The 17,177-nt window shown below is 71.0% G+C and carries 19 protein-coding genes; 13 read left to right on the top strand and 6 right to left on the bottom strand.

Annotated elements, in window-relative coordinates; genetic code table 11:
• The first annotated feature begins 163 nt into the window (after positions 1–163).
• The gene (locus tag ACZ63F_RS23690) at positions 164–760 is read left to right on the top strand and encodes a DUF4328 domain-containing protein (RefSeq protein ID WP_469713490.1); all 597 of its coding nucleotides are present in this window, start codon (positions 164–166) and stop codon (positions 758–760) included.
• On the opposite strand, the gene ACZ63F_RS23685 is transcribed toward ACZ63F_RS23690, so the two are convergent.
• Positions 729–923, bottom strand: a complete 195-nt coding sequence (locus ACZ63F_RS23685) for a DUF397 domain-containing protein (RefSeq protein WP_469713489.1) — start codon at positions 921–923, stop codon at positions 729–731. The genes ACZ63F_RS23690 and ACZ63F_RS23685 overlap by 32 nt on opposite strands.
• 7 nt (positions 924–930) lie before the next feature.
• Complete coding sequence (locus ACZ63F_RS23680; RefSeq protein WP_469713488.1) at positions 931–1,770, bottom strand: helix-turn-helix domain-containing protein; 840 nt, start codon at positions 1,768–1,770, stop codon at positions 931–933.
• Positions 1,771–1,950: 180 nt separating this feature from the next.
• Between ACZ63F_RS23680 and ACZ63F_RS23675 the strand changes: the two genes are divergently transcribed.
• Entirely contained in the window at positions 1,951–2,355 is a 405-nt protein-coding gene (locus tag ACZ63F_RS23675; protein ID WP_469713487.1) for an ATP-binding protein, read from the top strand.
• Positions 2,356–2,389: 34 nt separating this feature from the next.
• Here ACZ63F_RS23675 and ACZ63F_RS23670 read toward each other — a convergent pair whose 3' ends face one another.
• Positions 2,390–3,076, bottom strand: coding sequence for an SDR family oxidoreductase (locus ACZ63F_RS23670; protein WP_469713485.1), 687 nt, complete (start codon positions 3,074–3,076; stop codon positions 2,390–2,392).
• 71 nt (positions 3,077–3,147) lie between these two features.
• Here ACZ63F_RS23670 and ACZ63F_RS23665 point away from each other — a divergent pair, with 71 nt between their 5' ends.
• The 3 genes from ACZ63F_RS23665 to ACZ63F_RS23655 all read left to right on the top strand — a co-directional run bounded on the left by ACZ63F_RS23665 (position 3,148) and on the right by ACZ63F_RS23655 (position 6,024).
• Complete coding sequence (locus ACZ63F_RS23665; RefSeq protein ID WP_469713484.1) at positions 3,148–3,720, top strand: TetR/AcrR family transcriptional regulator; 573 nt, start codon at positions 3,148–3,150, stop codon at positions 3,718–3,720.
• A gap of 115 nt (positions 3,721–3,835) precedes the next feature.
• Entirely contained in the window at positions 3,836–4,687 is an 852-nt protein-coding gene (locus ACZ63F_RS23660; RefSeq protein WP_469713483.1) for a PhzF family phenazine biosynthesis protein, read from the top strand.
• Between the two features lie 155 nt (positions 4,688–4,842).
• Positions 4,843–6,024 carry a trans-sulfuration enzyme family protein gene (locus ACZ63F_RS23655; protein WP_469713482.1) on the top strand — a complete coding sequence of 394 codons (1,182 nt, stop codon included), beginning with the start codon at positions 4,843–4,845 and terminating at the stop codon, positions 6,022–6,024.
• Position 6,025: 1 nt separating this feature from the next.
• Here the strand turns inward: ACZ63F_RS23655 and ACZ63F_RS23650 are convergent, their stop codons facing one another.
• The gene (locus tag ACZ63F_RS23650) at positions 6,026–6,454 is read right to left on the bottom strand and encodes an Lrp/AsnC family transcriptional regulator (protein ID WP_469713481.1); all 429 of its coding nucleotides are present in this window, start codon (positions 6,452–6,454) and stop codon (positions 6,026–6,028) included.
• 170 nt (positions 6,455–6,624) lie between these two features.
• Here ACZ63F_RS23650 and ACZ63F_RS23645 point away from each other — a divergent pair, with 170 nt between their 5' ends.
• A complete protein-coding gene (locus ACZ63F_RS23645; protein ID WP_469713479.1) occupies positions 6,625–7,932 on the top strand; it encodes an amidohydrolase family protein in 1,308 nt (435 codons plus the stop codon).
• A gap of 7 nt (positions 7,933–7,939) precedes the next feature.
• Here ACZ63F_RS23645 and ACZ63F_RS23640 read toward each other — a convergent pair whose 3' ends face one another.
• Positions 7,940–8,935, bottom strand: a complete 996-nt coding sequence (locus ACZ63F_RS23640) for a LysR family transcriptional regulator (protein ID WP_469713478.1) — start codon at positions 8,933–8,935, stop codon at positions 7,940–7,942.
• A gap of 154 nt (positions 8,936–9,089) precedes the next feature.
• Here ACZ63F_RS23640 and ACZ63F_RS23635 point away from each other — a divergent pair, with 154 nt between their 5' ends.
• From ACZ63F_RS23635 to ACZ63F_RS23620, 4 genes are all read left to right on the top strand, one after another.
• Positions 9,090–9,467, top strand: a complete 378-nt coding sequence (locus tag ACZ63F_RS23635; protein ID WP_469713477.1) for a YybH family protein — start codon at positions 9,090–9,092, stop codon at positions 9,465–9,467.
• A 123-nt stretch (positions 9,468–9,590) separates the two neighbouring features.
• On the top strand, positions 9,591–10,373 hold the full coding sequence (locus ACZ63F_RS23630) for a VOC family protein (protein WP_352359452.1): 783 nt from the start codon (positions 9,591–9,593) through the stop codon (positions 10,371–10,373).
• Positions 10,374–10,504: 131 nt separating this feature from the next.
• Complete coding sequence (locus tag ACZ63F_RS23625) at positions 10,505–11,398, top strand: MBL fold metallo-hydrolase (RefSeq protein ID WP_469713476.1); 894 nt, start codon at positions 10,505–10,507, stop codon at positions 11,396–11,398.
• A 73-nt stretch (positions 11,399–11,471) separates the two neighbouring features.
• Positions 11,472–12,242 carry a DUF5995 family protein gene (locus ACZ63F_RS23620; RefSeq protein WP_469713474.1) on the top strand — a complete coding sequence of 257 codons (771 nt, stop codon included), beginning with the start codon at positions 11,472–11,474 and terminating at the stop codon, positions 12,240–12,242.
• On the opposite strand, the gene ACZ63F_RS23615 is transcribed toward ACZ63F_RS23620, so the two are convergent.
• Entirely contained in the window at positions 12,239–12,427 is a 189-nt protein-coding gene (locus ACZ63F_RS23615; protein WP_469713473.1) for a hypothetical protein, read from the bottom strand. The genes ACZ63F_RS23620 and ACZ63F_RS23615 overlap by 4 nt on opposite strands.
• 169 nt (positions 12,428–12,596) lie before the next feature.
• Here ACZ63F_RS23615 and ACZ63F_RS23610 point away from each other — a divergent pair, with 169 nt between their 5' ends.
• The 3 genes from ACZ63F_RS23610 to ACZ63F_RS23600 are packed head-to-tail and all read left to right on the top strand — an operon-like array spanning position 12,597 to position 17,147.
• A complete protein-coding gene (locus ACZ63F_RS23610) occupies positions 12,597–13,661 on the top strand; it encodes a LacI family DNA-binding transcriptional regulator (RefSeq protein WP_457698454.1) in 1,065 nt (354 codons plus the stop codon).
• Positions 13,658–15,211, top strand: a complete 1,554-nt coding sequence (locus tag ACZ63F_RS23605; RefSeq protein ID WP_469713471.1) for a sugar ABC transporter ATP-binding protein — start codon at positions 13,658–13,660, stop codon at positions 15,209–15,211. Before ACZ63F_RS23610 ends, ACZ63F_RS23605 begins: the two co-directional genes overlap by 4 nt.
• The gene (locus ACZ63F_RS23600) at positions 15,201–17,147 is read left to right on the top strand and encodes an ABC transporter permease/substrate-binding protein (RefSeq protein WP_469713470.1); all 1,947 of its coding nucleotides are present in this window, start codon (positions 15,201–15,203) and stop codon (positions 17,145–17,147) included. The genes ACZ63F_RS23605 and ACZ63F_RS23600 overlap by 11 nt, the downstream gene beginning before the upstream one ends.
• Positions 17,148–17,177: the final 30 nt, after the last annotated feature.

Here is a 17,177-nt window from a genome sequence, read left to right as displayed (position 1 = left end):
CTTCGGCCGGGGGTGCCCCCAGCGCCCCTCATGGGCGCCCGTGCAGGCGCCCCTCCGCTGCCGGGCACCAAAAGTCGCACAGCTGTACGGCGATCACACCTTATGATCACCCCGCCCCGGCGTCCGCCACCGCCGCACACACCTCCGAGACAGGCCGAAGACGATGACGAGCGCCACCCGCACAGCTCCCCGCCGCCTTGCCCGCGCCGCGCAGACCGCGATCGCCGCGGCGGCCGTGACGGACGTGTTCCGTACGGTGGCGCTCCGGGACCACTATCTGCACCCCTCGGACGCGTCCCTGCGGAGGTCGGGCGACGTCTCCATGGTCTTCGTCGATCTGATGACCCTCACGACCGTCCTGTTCCTCGTGTGGCTCGCCCGGTCCCGGCGCAACGCCCAGGAGTTGTCCCCCGGGGCCACGGTTCCGAGCCCGGGCTGGACGATCGGCGCGTGGTTCATACCGGTGGTCAACCTCATCGCCCCGCGCGGTTGCGTCCTCGGCATCGGGCGTGCCGTCTCCCCCTCGTGGGAGAAGCGGGACACGACGCTGGTGAATCTGTGGTGGGCCGCCTGGGTCGGGCACGCGCTGGTGCTCACGGCGGCGAACCTGGCGGCCCCCGGCTCGATGGCCCTCCTCGTGGTGACGGAGGCGCTCTTCCTCGCGGCAGCCGTGCTGGTGGGGCTCGTCATCGAGCGGATCACGGCACTTCAGGGCGCCGCCCTCCGCGTCACGGTTCCTGTCGCCGCCCCGCAGCCTTGATCCCCTCGACGAAGCCGGCGAAGGCTCCGGCCGGGAAGGTGAGGGTGCGAGCGGCCGGGGCCTTGGAGTCGCGGACGGCGGTGTGGGTGGGGGTGGTGGATATCTCCACGCAGTTGTTGCCGTCGCCCTCGCCTGAGTAGGACGACTTGCGCCAGTTGTCCATAGGGGCCTCACAGCTCTTTCAGTAGCCGGTTGATGAAGTCGCGCGAGCGATCCGGTTCGAGCGATACACCCTCCACCTTATGGAAACGTGTTCGATAGGTGCCGAGTTGGGCCTCGGAATCGAGGAAGACCGAGCCATGGGGAGCGTCGCGGGAGACCGTGTCCAGCTTGGGTACAGGACCGCCTACGTACGTCATCGTGCTGGACGCCACAGCGAAGCCATCCAGGTCGAAGGGAATGGCTCGCAAGATGATGCGCTCCGTTTCGGACAGCTCCAGGAGTCGGATGAGTTGAGCCCTCGCGGCGGCACGGTCACCGACTCGGATGCGCAGCGCCGACTCGTGGATCACGATCTCGTGCGGGAAGTCGACTTTGGTCTGGCGGGCCATTCGGTGACTGACACGCAACTCCAGCTCCTCGCGGGTCAGTTCCGGGAGTCGGGAAGAGAAGACCGCGCGAGCGTACTCCTCCGTCTGCAGCAGGCCCGGCACGTACAGGATGGCCACGTCTTTCTGAAACGCTGCATGGTGGTCGAGTTCCGACAGGTCCATGAACGAGGTGGGCAGCAGTCCCCGGTACTCCTCCCACCAGCCCCGCGTCCGGTCGGTGGCCATCTCGACCAGCGCTTCGACGAACTCCGCGTCCGTGCAGGCGTAATGGGACGCCAGTCGACGCACCCGCTCCTCGCTGACGCCCGTGAGCCCCAGCTCGATGTGGCTGATCTGGACCCTGTTCGCCCCGAGAAGGGCTGCCGCCTGCGCACCGGTCATTCCGGCCGCCTCACGGAGCCTGCGCAACTCGACACCCAGACGCACCTGACGGGCTGTCGGCTCACGCCTCTGGACCATGAGTTGCTCTCCTCTTTCGGGGGCGGATCACGCGATCAGCTTGCCACGGGTAACAGATTACCCATACCGTCGGTGACGCAACGCTCACGCAGCGGAAGTGCACCGCCCCGTCCTGCCACGACGGGCGCGGCAACGCCACCGCGAGTGAAACTCCCCCACGATCACCGGAGTTGATGACGCATGCCCGAAGCCTGGGAGTACACGCTCACCATCCCCAACGACCTCCGCGCCGTCACCGTCAGCCGGCACACCCTCAGACTGATCCTCACCGCGCATCAGCTGACCCGGTTCCTCGACGTCGGCGAACTCCTCGCCACCGAGCTGGTCTCCAACGCCGTACGGCATACGAAGGGGCCCGCCGCGCTGCGGGTCCGCTGGTCACCGCCCGGCACCCTCCGGATCGGCGCGTGGGACGCCGACCCGGAACCGCCGGAGCCGCCCGCGCGGTTGGAGCGGCTCGGGGATGTGGAGGAGGGGCGCGGGCTGGCGCTCGTCCGGGCCTGTTCGGATCTGTGGGGGTGGCAGCCGCTGTCGAGGTTCGGGAACCGGGGGAAGTACGTGTGGTGCGAGCTGGCCGCGGCGTAGGCCGACCGCCGGCCCGCACCTCCCGCCGCTGGAGTCAGGCCACGGTGAACCCTCCGTCGACGGGCAGGATCGAGCCAGTGACGTAGGTCGCGCCGATGAGATAGCGGACCGCGTCGGCGACGTCCTCAGGCCGGCCGATCCGCTTCGCGGGCACGGTGTCGGCGGCCGCCGCGAACTGTGCCTGCTTCTGTTCTTCGGGCAGGAAGGACCACCACGGAGTGTCGATGGCCCCCGGCGAGACGGCATTGACCCGTACGGGCGCGAGTTCGGCGGCCAGGGGCGACACGCTGCGCTCGATCGCGCCGTTCACCGCGGCGAACGCCACCGTCCCGGCCAGACCCGACCGTGCTGTCGAGGCGGAGATCAGCGTGATGGAGCCGGTCACCCGGGCCTGCTGAATGGCGAACAGGTACGGGAAGAGTTTGCCGTCGAACGCCGCCCTGACGTCCGCCAACTTGGTGCCGGCGAGTGGTCCGAGGCCGACGGCGCCCGGACTGAACGCAAGGACCAGGTGATCGAACGTGCCGATCCGGCCGAAGAAAGCCGTGACGTCGTCCTCGGATGTGCCGTCGAGCCGTTCCGCGACAGCCGCGCACCGCTTGGCCGCGGCCAGCTTCTCCGGATCACGGCCGGTGACGATCACCTCGGCACCGTGGGCCGTCAGGTTCTGGGCAGTGGCCAGACCGATACCGGACGTGCCGCCCATGATGACAACGCGCATCTCGCCCCTCCTTTTCGAGTCGTAGCGTCTCGTTTCTATATCGAGACGTCGCGTCTTGTAAAGTGGGATCCATGACGAGTGATCGGCGACCAGGACGACCGCGCAGCGAGACGGCACGGCGGGCCATCCTCAGCGCGGCCATGGATGAGTTGCAGCAGCACGGGTATGCCGCGCTGACCATGGAGGGGATCGCCGGCCGCGCCGGGGTGGGCAAACAGACGATCTATCGGTGGTGGCCGTCCAAGGCGGACGTCGTGCTCGACTCTCTGCTCGACCTGGCAGCGGAGAGAATCACGGTTCCGGACGAGGGTTCCCTCCCCGCCGATCTGGTGGCGTTCCTGAGCGAGACCTTCGAGCAGCGCGGTCAGCGTCCCGTCCTGATCGGCCTGATGGCCCAGGCGCTGCTCGATCCGGTCTTCGCCGCGGCGTTCCGGGACCGGTTTCTGTTCGGTCGTCGGGCCGCGCTGCGGGAAATCCTGGATCGGGCGATCACACGCGGGGAGATCGCCCCGGACGTGGATCCCGAGCTCCTGATCGACGTCGTGTACGGCGTGCTGTGGTACCGACTGCTGCTGGACCACGCGCCGTTGGACGCGGTGGCGGGCCGACAGCTCGCCTCGCTGGTCGTCCGTGCGGTGCGCTGAGCACGGGCCCCGAGCCGCCCGCGGCGTAAGCCAGTCCACTTTGTTGGGACTGGCCATGTCCTCGCGGTCCGGGCGCCCGCTGTGATGGCGCTGATGCCGTCGACGAAAGGCCGTGATGACCATGCCGCCACGCACCCGCCCGTTCGTCCAGGTCGACGTGTTCTCGACGAGGCCCTATCAGGGCAACCCGGTCGCGGTCGTCCTCGACGGGGTGGATCTGACCGATGAGGAGATGCAGCTCGTTGCGCAGTGGACGAACCTGTCCGAGACCACGTTCGTGGTGGCTCCGACCCTCGGCGGGGCGGACTACCGGCTGCGGATCTTCACGCCGGATGGTGAGCTGCCGTTCGCGGGACACCCCACGCTCGGATCGGCCCGTGCGTGGCTGGACGGCGGCGGTGTGCCGCGGCACGCGGACCGGATCGTGCAGGAGTGCGGCGCCGGTCTGGTCACCGTGCGCCGCGGGGAGGGTGTGCTGTCCTTCGCCGCGCCGCCGCTGGTGCGGGACGGTGCGCTCGACGAGGGGTATGTGGAGCAGATCGCCGGCGCGTTCGGGATCGGGCGGGAGCGGGTTCTCGCCCATCAGTGGGTCGACAACGGGCCTGGGTGGGCCGTCGTCCGGCTGGCCACCGCCGAGGAGGTGCTGGCGCTCGAACCCGACCTGTCCCGGATCCCGGACGCGATGGTCGGCGCGATCGGGGCCTACCCCGAGGGGTCGCCGTACGACTTCGAGATGCGGACCTTCGCGCCGCGCTGCGGTGTGCCCGAGGACCCCGCCTGCGGCAGCATGAACGCCGGCGTCGGGCTGTGGCTGACCTCCACCGGCGCGGCCCCGGCCGCCTACCGGGTCTCCCAGGGCGCGCGCGTGGGACGGGCCGCGACCATCGAGGTCGGCGCCGACGCGGACGGCACGGTGTGGGTGAGCGGTGCGACGACCGTCTGCATCCGGGGCACGATCACCGTGTGAGCATGAAATTGCGCAGAATCTGCTACTAGCACAATCCTGCGCCCCGGTCGCCGCGCAATATACTGCCGATGTTGCCGGGATTCGTTCGCCTCCCCGGTTCCGTCGGTCACGCTTGACCGCGTCACACCGACCGACCACGGAAGGGGCTCGCAACCATGCCGGGCAGCAGCACAGTCACCGTCCACGCCGATCGCGAGGTCCTTCCGCAGCGCGCCGTGGCCCCGCCCATCTACCAGACGGCGGCCTTCTCGGCCCCGGACGGCGAGACGTTCGCGCGGGCCGCCGTGGACCCGCGCGGCCAGGACTTCTACACCCGCTTCGGCAACCCGAACCACGCCCAGGTCGCGGCCGTCGTCGCGGAGTTGGAGGGGACCGAGGCGGCCATGGTGACCGCGTCGGGGATGGCCGCGCTCACCACCGCCGTACTGGCTCTGGTCTCCGCGGGTGACCATGTCGTCGGGCAGCGGTCGACCTACGGCGGGACGGCCTCGGTGCTGCTGAACCTGCTGCCCCGGTTCGGCGTGACGACCACGCTGGTCGACCAGACCGATCCGGGCGCGTTCGACAAGGCGCTGACCCCCCGGACCCGCCTGATCCTGGTGGAGACGCCGAGCAATCCCCTGCTCCAGATCACCGACCTGCGCGCCGTCACGGACCTCGCCCGCGCGCACGACGTGCCGACCATGGCCGACAACACCTTCGCCACCCCGCTGAACCAGCGCCCGGCGGACTTCGGCGTCGACCTGGTCTGGCACAGCGCGACCAAGTACCTCAACGGCCACACCGATGTGTCCGCCGGAGTGCTGGCCGGTCCGGCCGAGCTCCTGGACAAGGTCTGGGACACCGGTCTGCTCACCGGTGCCGTACTCGGGCCGTTCGACGCGTGGCTGCTGCTGCGCGGGATGCGCACCCTGCCGTTGCGGATGCCCCGGCACAACGCCAACGGCCAGGCGCTCGCGGAGGCGCTGGACGCCCATCCGGCCGTGAGCCGGGTGCACTATCCCGGCCTGGCCTCCCACCCGCAGCACAAGCTGGCGGCCGATCAGATGACCGGGTTCGGCGGAGTGTTGAGCGTCGAGTTCACCGGCGGTTTCGAGGCGGCCGACGCGTTCCTCGGCCGGCTGCGCTACGCCCGCCGGTCGGCCAGCCTCGGCGGCGTGGAGTCGCTGGCCGTGCACCCGGCCTCCATGTGGCGGGGCATGCTCGACGAGGAGCAGATCGCCGCCGCGGTCCCACCGGGTCTGGTCCGGCTGGCCGCGGGCACGGAGGACACGGCCGACCTGGTCGCCGACGTGGTCGCGGCGGCCGACTCGGTGGCCGCGGGCAGCCGCACCTGAGTCAGAGCGTCTTCATGGTGACGTAGCTGCTGACCGTGGCGACTCCGGGCAGGTCGGCCAGCCGGTTGGCGTGGAAGGCCTCGTAGGCCGGCAGGTCGGCGACCTCGACCTGGAGCAGGTAGTCGTAGTTGCCGGTGACGTGGTGAACATGGACCACCTCGGGAAGCTGGACGACCGCGCGTTCGAACGCGGCCACGTCACCGCGGTTGTGCCGCATCAGGCGGACACCCGCGAACACCCGGAGACTGCGGCCCACGGCCGCCGGGTCGATCTCCGCCCGGTAGCCGCGGATCACCCCGGTCTCCTCCAGGCGGTGCACGCGCCGCAGGCACGGTGACGGCGACAGGCCGACCCGCGCGGCGAGCTCCGCGTTGCTGATCCGCCCGTGCTTCTCGAGCACGGCGAGGATGGACCGATCCACATCATCCATGGGGGCAGATTATTGCTTCACCGCCTCCCTTTACCACCATCCAATGCCCTGCCTCGGCGCAATTTCCTGCCGACGTTGCCAGGATCGGCTTACATCCACGCGCCGCGCGACAAGACTTGTCCGCATCGTCAATGCGGACGAACCACCACTTTTCGCAGAGGAGTTTTCTGATGAGGATCCTGCTCACCGGCGGCACCGTGGTCAGCATGGACCCGGCCGTCGGCGATCTCGCACGCGGTGACGTACTGATCGAGGACGGTGTGATCGCCGAGGTGGCCGAGGACGTCGACGCCCCGGACGCCGAGGTGATCGACGCGACGGACCGGATCGTCATGCCCGGCTTCGTCGACACCCACCGGCACACCTGGCAGACCGCCTTCCGCGGGGTCGGCGCGGACTGGACGTTCCCCGAGTGGGCGCAGGCGATGCACAGGACGCTCAAGCCCCGCTACCAGCCCGAGGACGTCTACCTGGGCACCCTGCTCGGCCGCCTGGAGGCCCTGCACTCTGGGGTGACCACGATGCTCGACTGGTTCCACTGCGCGCGGAGCCCCGAGCACGCGGACGCCGGTGTCGCGGCACTGCGCGACGCTCCGGGGCGGTCGGTCTTCTGCCACGGTGCCGGGTGGGGCACCGCCGACCCGGTCGAGGCCGAGATCCGGCGCGTACGGGCCGTGCTCTCCTCGGACGACGGCCTGCTCACCATGTCGTTCGGGCTGCGCGGCGCGGAGGACACCTCCTTCGACACCGTCGCGGACGAGCTGAAGCTGGCGGCCGAACTCGGTCTGCGCAGCAGCCTGCACGTCGAGTCCGAAGGGGTCCGGCGCCCGGTCGCCGACCTGCACGAGCACGGACTGCTGCGGGACACCACGACGTTCGTGCACGCAAACGGGCTCGGCGACGACGAGCTGCGGATGCTCGCCGACGCCGGCGCCTCGGTGTCCGTCAGCCCGGACGTCGAGCTGAAGATGGGGTTCGGGTGGCCGATGACCGGCCGCATGCTCGCCGCCGGCCTGCGCCCGACCCTGTCCATCGACGACGTCCCGTCGGTCGGCGGCGACATGTTCTCCACCATGCGCACCACCTATGTCGTACAGCGCGGCCTGGACGGCGGCCTCGACTCCCGTGACCTGCTGGAGTTCGCCACCGTCGACGGCGCCCACGCCCTGGGCCTCGCCGCCCGCACCGGCAGCCTCACTCCCGGCAAGGACGCCGACGTGATCCTGCTGCGCACCGACGACCTCACCGTCTTCCCGGTCACCGACCCGGCCGGCACGATCGTCGCCGCCGGTCACCCGGGCCTGGTCGACACGGTTCTGGTCGCGGGCCGCGTGGTCAAGCGCGACGGCGTACTGGTCGACGTGGACCTGCGGGCACTGCGGACCCGCCTGCTGGAGTCCCGCGACCGGGTCGCGGCGGCCGCCGGCGTACCGCTGGACGGCACCTGGCAGCCACAGCCGCAGCCGAAGTCGGCGTGACCGCAGCTCATTTCGTATCGGCGTCGGCGTCGGCGTCGGCGTCGGCGTCGGCGTCGGCGTCGGCGTCGGCGTCGGCGTCGGCGTCGGCGTCGGCGTCGGCGTCGGCGTCGGCCAGGGTGAAACCGGCCCGGGTGAACTCCCGTCGGCTGTGCACGATCAGCTCGCGGACCGGCGGGTTGTGCGCGCCCCGCCAGACCAGGGCCAGCAGCGCCGGCGTCTCGACGTCGTCGACGGTGCGGGCGACGAGCCGGTCACGGTGGCCCGCGGCCATCGACTCGCTGAGGACTGCCACGCCGAGCCCGCGCGCGGCGAGGTCGGCGATGGCGTCCGGGGCACTGGCCTGCAGTGCGATCGTGGGCCGGAGATTCTGCGTGGCGCAGGCCTGGTCGAACACCGCGCGCAGGCCGGTCCCGGTCGGCATGCACACGATCGGATGGCTCAGCAGGTCCCGCAGGGCGAGGCGCTCCCGGCCGGCCAGGGGGTGCCCGGCCGGGACGGCGGCGACGATCCGCTCGCTGATGACGGTCAGCGCCTCCAGCCCGTCGGGGGTGGCGCTCGCGGTCCCGACGAGCGCCAGGTCCACGGCCCCGCTGCGGACACCGTCGACGAGCCGGTCCGAGCCGTCCTCGAGCAGCAGGAGCTCCACACCGGGATGCGCCCCGTGGAACGCGGCGAGGGCGTCGAACAGCGGGGTGAGGGTGCAGCCGATGACCATCCCGACGGTGAGCCGCCCCCGGATCAGGCCGGTCACCTCCCCCACCGCCTGGCCGACGGCCCCGGCCGCGGTGAGCGCGGCGCGGGCGTAGTCGAGCGCGGCCTGGCCCGCGACGGTGAGGGTGACCGTGCGGGCCGACCGGTCGAACAGCTCGGCACCGAGCTCACGTTCGAGCTGGCGGATCTGGGCGCTGACCCCGGACTGGCTGATGCGCACCCGCTCGGCAGCCCGTGTGAAGTTCCGCTCCTCGGCGACCGCGACGAAGTACTCCAGCTGCCTCAGCTCCATGACCTCAACTCCCGAACTCCCACGACCGCACCCGCACCCGCACCCGCACATCCATGACTGGGAATTCTAGTTCACAGAAGATCTATCTGTTGGAATTCTGGCACTTCGCCGACCACCCTGGAGGACACCGAAGTCCGAGCCGAGGAGGCGTCCCATGACGGAGTACGAGAAGGCCATGCGGCCCGAGGACATCACCCGCCTGTTCGTCGAGCGGTCCAACGCCGGCGACGCGGCCGGGGTCGCCGCGCTCTACGAGGAGGACGCGGTGCTGGCCTTCCCGCCCGGCGAGCTGACGGTGGGGCGGGAGGCGATCCGCGCGCTGTGGGAGAAGGTGCTGGCCGGCCGTCCGCGCTTCGAGCCGGAGCAGCCGCTGCCGACGCTGCTCAGCGGCGACATCGCCCTCACCTCGACCCCGCCGAAGGACGGGACCGGCGCACGGGCCCAGGTCGTCAGGCGCCAGCCGGACGGCAGCTGGCTGCGCCTGCTGGACCAGCCCGAGTTCCTGGCGCCGCCGCAGCGCCGGGGGGCGTGACCCGGCCGGGGACCGCCTCCCGGTGAGCGGACCGTAAAACCCCGGCCGTTCCGGTGGCGGAAACCGGCCAGGGCGGTGAGGGTGGGCGGCGGGGAACTTTTTCGCGCGCAGGGAGAGCTGGAGATGCCCGAAGTCACTACTCCGTACCCGACCGGAACCCCTTGCTGGGTCGATCTGATGGCGCAGGACCAGCAGGCCGCGCTGGACTTCTACCGTGACCTGTTCGGCTGGCAGGGCGAGGTCGGCGGGGCCGACTTCGGCGGGTACGCGGTCTGCACCCTGCACGGCAAGCCGGTGGCCGGCATCGGCTCGGCCATGGCACCCGAGGGGCAGCCGGAGCCGCCGACCGTCTGGACCACCTACCTGGCCAGCACCGACGCACAGGCCACCCAGGACACGATCGTCTCGGCGGGCGGCACGCTGATCGCCCCGGTGATGGACGTCGGTGACATCGGCCGGATGCTGATCGCGGCCGATCCGCAGGGCGCGGTGTTCGGGGTGTGGCAGCCGGGCGACTTCCACGGCGCGGGGATCGTCAACGAGCCGGGCGCGCTGATCTGGAACGAGCTGAACACCAGCGACGTACCCGCCGCCACCGGCTTCTACGGCGAGTCCTTCGGGATCGAGATCCAGCCGATGGAGGGCGCCGACGGGACCTACTGGTCGCTCAACGTCGGCGGCCGGAGCGTCGGCGGGGCCGCCCAGCTCGGCGACGACCGTCCCGGCGTCCCGCCGCACTGGCTCACCTACTTCGCGGTCGACGACGTCGACTCCACCGTGGACGCCCTGGTCAAGCGCAACGGCACCGTGTTCGCACCGCCGTTCGAGATGATGGCCGGCCGCATGTCCGTGGTCGCCGACCCGCAGGGCGCGACCTTCGCGGTGTTCAAGCCGAAGGAGATGTGAGCCACCGCGAGACACCTCCGGCAGAGCAGCCCCCTGCCGAAGGCGCCAGGTCCTGACCCCCTTCCGCTTTCCGCACGGCCCGGGATACCTCTGAGGAGACCTGCGGTACGGGAACGGAAGGGGACCGGGTCATGGGAACCGAACAGGCCGGGCACGGCTGGCGGGTGGACGGGCGCTGCACCAACTGCGATGTGGCGCGGCAGCTCGCCCCGGGGCTCGTCGGGGAGGTCGCGGGAAGGTCAGCCGTACTGCGCCAGCCGCGCGACACGGCGGAGGCGGCGCGGCTGCACGCGGCGGCGCACGCCTGCCCCACCCGGTCCGTCCGGCCACCGGGCGGGCGGCTGGACCCGGCCCGGGACCCGTTCCCGATGCCCCTGGACGACACCGGCACCGTGCTGCTGTGCGGCCACAACTCCCCGCACACCGCGGGCGCCAACTCCTACCTCCTGCGCCGCCCCGACGGCACGTCGATGATGATCGACACCCCGCGTTGGAGCCCGGCGCTCGCCGCCCGTTACGAGGCGCCGGGGCCCGTCACCGACGTACTCCTCACCCACCGCGACCACGCCGCGCACGGCCGCAGGTACGCCGACCGCTTCCACGCCCGGCTGTGGATCCACGAGGGCGACCTCGCCGCCGCCCCGGACGCCGACCGGGTACTGCGCGGCCCCGAACCGGCCGAGATCGCCGACGGCGTCCTCGCCGTCCCCTTCCCCGGACACACCCGGGGCAGCGTGCTCTACCTCGCCGACGAGCGGTACTGCTTCAGTGGCGACAGCTTCTACTGGTCGCGTACGACGGCGGACATCGAGGTGGCCGACAGCGTCACCTGGTACTCCATCCGCGAACTGGCCACCTCCCTGACCCGGACCGCCGACCGGCTGCACTTCGAGTGGCTGCTGCCGGGCCACGGCGACCGCCGCCACCTCCCCCACCAGGAAATGGCCGCGCGCATAAGGCACTTGACGACACGGACTCGCAAACTCACGCCCCGCCCGGTGGACTTCACCGCAGTCCGCTGGTGAGTTCGGCCCCGCCCGCCGCCGCTCGGTGGTAGGACGGGTCTGTGAACCGGTCTGCCGGGAAGGGGAACTGGGCATGACGGCACAGAACATCGACGACGTGGTGGACGGACTCGCCGGGATCGTGCGGGAGGCCGAACGCACCGGTGACCGGATCGGGTACTTCGCGGCGCTGTACCGGCAGGTGACCGTCGAGATCCGTACCGCCATACACGACGGGCTGTTCGACGACGGCCCCCGCATGGACCGTTTCGACACGCTCTTCGGCAACCGCTACTTCGACGCGTACGACGCCTGGCGCCGGGACCGGAGCGGGCCGCGCTGCTGGCGCGAGACGTTCGGGCTGCTGGACGACGCCGACACCGTCATCGTCCAGCACCTGGTGCTCGGCGTGAACGCGCACATCAACCTCGACCTCGCCGTCGCCGCCGCGGGCACCGACCCGGGCACGGACATACAGGCGCTGCGGCACGACTTCCTGCTGATCAACGACATTCTCGCGCGCGTGGTGCTGACGGTGCAGGACTCCGTCGACGCCCTGTCGCCCCTGCTGTCGCTGCTGGACAAGGTCGGCGGCCGCACGGACGAGCGGATCCTCGACTTCAGCATCCGCGAGTCCCGCGCGGAGGCCTGGTACAACGCCGTCCTGCTGGCCGGCCAGAACGCGGCGGAGCGCGCCGCCACCATCGAACGGCTCGACACCCGGGCCACCGTGCTCGCCCGGCTGATCGCACGCCCCGGCGGCATCGTCCGGCCGGCCCTGGAAGTGATCCGGCACACGGAGAGCACCGACGTACCGGCCGTCATCAGGCACCTGGACGGTGCCACGGCGGCGGCGACCGCCTAGCGGCCCTGGCGACGCCGGACGAGGTCCCGCACGTAGACCGCCAGGAACACCAGGTACAGCACCGACACCGTGACCGCCCAGGCCGGGGAGAGCTTCCCGGTGGCGATCAGGGAGCCTTCCATGAGGGCGACGAACAGCAGGAGCGCGCCCTCACGTCGTTCGCTTCGCGTCATCGTCATCGCCATGCCCGCAATCCCACAGGTCAGGCCGCAAGTGAGCCAGTCCCCTCCGGCTCACCTTCGGTCACGATTGGATTTCGGCCACCTCCAGGGCCTTGCCCCGGCGTCGTGTAATCGATTCCAATCCTCGGTACACGCAGCCGTGTAATCGATTCCACAAGGAGGTGGAGCGGCGATGGCGAGCATCAAGGACGTCGCCGCCGAGGCGGGGGTTTCCGTCGCCACGGTGTCCCGGGTCCTGAACGACCATCCGTCGGTCAGCGCCGACGCCCGTACCCGCGTCCTGGCCGCCGTCGCGACGCTGGGCTACCGCCCGAACGCCGTCGCCCGCTCCCTGCGCACCGACCAGACCCACACCCTCGGCCTGGTCATCAGCGACGTGATGAACCCCTACTTCACCGAGCTGGCCCGCTCGGTCGAGGAGGCGGCCCGCGCCCTCGGCTACAGCGTCATCATCGGCAACGCCGACGAGCGGCCGGAACTGCAGGACCACCATGTACGGACGCTGCTCGACCGGCGGATCGACGGCCTGCTCGTCTCCCCCACCGACGGCGGCTCGCCGCTGATGCTGGAGGCGGCGCGGGCCGGGACGCCGATGGTGTTCGTCGACCGGTGGATCCCGGGGGTGGACGTCCCCGTCGTGCGGGCGGACGGGCGGGCCGCGATCCGCGATCTCGTCGCCCACCTGTGTGGGCTCGGGCACCGGCGGGTCGCGATCATCGCCGGGCCTGCGGCGACCACCACCGGCAGCGAACGCGTCCAGGCCTTCCGCGAGGCACTCGCCGAGTACGGCGTCCCCCTCCCCGACGCCTACATCGGCCAGGGCGACTTCCAGGCGGAGAGCGGGCGCCGGGTCACCGAGGGGTTCCTGGACCTGCCCGAGCCGCCCGAGGTCGTGTTCGCCACCGACAACCTGATGGCGCTGGGGGCGCTGGACGCGGTGCGGGCGCGGGGGCTGCGGGTGCCATGTGACATAGCACTGGCCGCCTTCGACGACATCCCGTGGTTCGTGCACACCGACCCCCCGGTCACCGCCATCGCCCAGCCCACCCGTGAACTCGGCCGCGCGGCCGTACGCGCGCTGGTCGACCGCATCGAGGGACGGCCCCCGCAGTCCGTCACACTCCCGGCCCGGCTCGTCGTCCGCCGCTCGTGCGGCGAGGGCCGCGTCCCCCACCCCCCGCAGACCCCCACCCCTGTCCCGCAGACCCCCACCCCTGTGCAAAGGAGCACGTCGTGAGCAACCCGGACGAGTTGCTGCGCATCGAGGGCATACGGAAGTCCTTCCCCGGCGTGGTCGCGCTCGACGGCGTCGACTTCGACCTGCGCCGGGGCGAGGTGCACGTACTCCTCGGTGAGAACGGCGCGGGCAAGAGCACCCTCATCAAGATGCTCTCCGGCGCCTACACCCCCGACACGGGGCGGATCCTGGCCGGCGGCGAGGAGGTGCGCATCCACGGTGCGCAGGACTCCGAGCGGCTCGGGATCGCCACCATCTACCAGGAGTTCAACCTCGTACCCGACCTCACGGTCGCCGAGAACATCTTCCTGGGCCGGCAGCCGCGCCGCTTCGGGATGATCGACCGCAAGCGGATGGAGGCCGACGCCGAGGTCCTGCTGAAGCGGGTCGGTGTGAACGTGTCGCCGCGGGCCCGGGTGCGTGAACTCGGTATCGCCCGGCTCCAGATGGTCGAGATCGCCAAGGCCCTCAGCCTGGACGCACGCGTGCTGATCATGGACGAGCCGACCGCCGTCCTCACCTCGGAGGAGGTGGAGAAGCTCTTCGCGATCGTGCGGCAGCTGCGGGACGACGGCGTCGGGATCGTCTTCATCACACACCACCTGGAGGAGATCGCCGCCCTGGGCGACCGGGTGACGGTGATCCGCGACGGGAAGAGCGTGGGCCAGGTGCCCGCCACCACCCCGCAGGAGGAGCTGGTACGCCTCATGGTCGGGCGGTCCATCGAGCAGCAGTACCCGCGCGAACGCACCGAGACGGGGGCCGCGCTGCTCTCCGTCCAGGGGCTGACCCGCGACGGGGTCTTCCACGACGTGAGCTTCGAGGTGCACGCCGGAGAGGTCGTCGGGATCGCGGGCCTGGTGGGTGCGGGCCGTACGGAGGTCGTACGGGCCGTGTTCGGGGCCGATCCGTACGACAAGGGGGCCGTGCAGGTCGCCGGTACGGCGCTCAGGCGGTACGACGTCAACGCGGCCATGGCGGCCGGGATCGGGCTCGTCCCCGAGGACCGCAAGGGGCAGGGGCTGGTCCTGGACGCCTCCGTCGAGGAGAACCTCGGGCTGGTGACGATGCGCAGGGCCACCCGGGCCGGGATCGTCGACCTCAGGGGCCAGCATGTGGCCGCCGAGCGGATCGCCGGGCAGCTGGGTGTGCGGATGGCCGGGCTCGGCCAGCACGTGCGGACGCTCTCCGGCGGCAACCAGCAGAAGGTCGTCATCGGCAAGTGGCTGCTCGCCGACACCAAGGTGCTGATCCTCGACGAGCCGACGCGCGGCATCGACGTCGGTGCCAAGGTCGAGATCTACCAGCTGATCAACGAACTCACGGCAGCCGGGGCCGCCGTACTGATGATCTCCAGCGACCTGCCGGAGGTCCTCGGGATGAGCGACCGCGTGCTGGTGATGGCCCAGGGACGGATCGCGGGCGAACTGACCGCGGACGAGGCCACCCAGGACTCCGTGATGGCACTCGCCGTCAGCGCCCCCGGCACCCCGGGCACCCCGGGCACCCCCACCACCACAACCGACAAGGAGGCCGGACGTGGCCACTGACACGCTCAAGAGCGGGAGCGCGGGCGCCGGTGGCGTCTCCGGCGTGCGCCGGCTGCTCCTCGACAACGGCGCCCTCACCGCGCTGATCGTTCTCGTCATCGCCATGTCGGCGCTGTCCGGGGACTTCCTCACCACCGACAACCTGCTCAACGTCGGCGTCCAGGCGGCCGTGACCGCCGTCCTCGCCTTCGGCGCGACCTTCGTGATCGTCGCGGCGGGCATCGACCTGTCGGTCGGCTCGGTGGCGGCCCTGTCGGCCACCGTGCTGGCGTGGAGCGCCACCTCGCACGGGGTGCCGGTGTTCCTGGCCGTCGTCCTCGCCGTCGCCACCGGCATCGCTGCCGGTCTCGTCAACGGCTTCCTCATCGCCTACGGCAAGCTGCCGCCGTTCATCGCGACGCTCGCGATGCTGTCGGTGGCCCGCGGCCTGGCGCTGGTGATCTCGGAGGGCTCCCCCATCGCCTTCCCCGGCTCGGTCTCGCACCTCGGTGACACCCTCGGCGGCTGGCTGCCGGTGCCGGTGCTGGTCATGGTCCTCATGGGGCTGGTCGCGGCCTTCGTCCTCGGCCGGACCTACATCGGGCGCTCGATGTACGCGATCGGCGGCAACGAGGAGGCCGCCCGGCTCTCCGGGCTGCGGGTGAACAAGCAGAAACTCGCCATCTACGCGCTGTCCGGGCTGTTCGCGGCCGTCGCCGGCATCGTGCTGGCCGCCCGGCTGTCCTCCGCGCAGCCGCAGGCCGCCAACGGCTACGAGCTGGACGCGATCGCGGCCGTCGTGATCGGCGGCGCCTCGCTGGCGGGCGGCACCGGCAAGGCGTCCGGCACGCTGATCGGCGCGCTGATCCTCGCGGTGCTGCGCAACGGCCTCAACCTGCTCAACGTGTCCGCGTTCTGGCAGCAGGTGGTCATCGGTGTCGTCATCGCGCTGGCCGTGCTCCTGGACACCGTCCGCCGCAAGGCCGGGGCCACCCCGCTCGCCGCCGGCACCGGGGGCAACAAGGGCAGGCAGGCCGGGACGTATGCGCTCGCCGCGGTCGTGACCGTGGCCCTGGTGGCCGCGACCTCGCTGCTGCACACGGGCTCCTCGTCGGGCAGCACGAAGATCGGCCTGTCCCTGTCCACGCTCAACAACCCCTTCTTCGTGCAGATCCGGGCCGGTGCCCAGGCGGAGGCGAAGAAGCAGGGCGTGGACCTGACCGTCACCGACGCCCAGAACGATGCCTCGCAGCAGGCCAACCAGCTGCAGAACTTCACCAGTTCCGGGCTCGGCGCGATCATCGTCAACCCGGTCGACTCGGACGCGGCGAGCAACTCCGTGAAGGCCGCCGGCAAGGCGGACATCCCGGTGATCGCCGTCGACCGCGGTGTGAACAACGCGAAGACGGCGACGCTGGTCGCCTCCGACAACGTCACCGGCGGCGAACTGGCCGCCAAGACGATCGCCGAGAAGCTCGGCGGCCAGGGCAAGATCGTGATCCTGCAGGGCCAGGCCGGTACCTCCGCGGCCCGGGAGCGGGCGCAGGGCTTCGCCAACGGCCTGAAGGCCTACCCCGGCATCCAGGTGGTGGCCCAGCAGCCCGCCGACTTCGACCGCACCAAGGGCCTCGACGTGATGTCGAACCTGCTCCAGGCCCACCCGGACGTCCAGGGCGTCATCGCGGCCAACGACGAGATGGCCCTCGGCGCGATCAAGGCGCTGGGATCCAAGGCCGGTTCCTCGGTCTCGGTGATCGGCTTCGACGGCACGCCGGACGGGCTGGCCGCGGTCAAGAACGGCACGCTGTACGCGTCGGTGGCCCAGCAGCCCAGCCAGCTCGGGAAGATCGCCGTGGACAACGCGCTGAAGGCCGTCAAGGACCAGAAGATCCCCTCGGCGATCAAGGTGCCGGTGAAGGTGGTCACGAAGGACAACGTGGCCGGTTTCACGGGCTGACACACCGGAGCGGCGGCCGGGCGGTTGAAT

The organism is Streptomyces sp. NPDC104761 (genome assembly GCF_055583445.1).
This window is presented reverse-complemented; position numbering and strand designations above follow the sequence as displayed.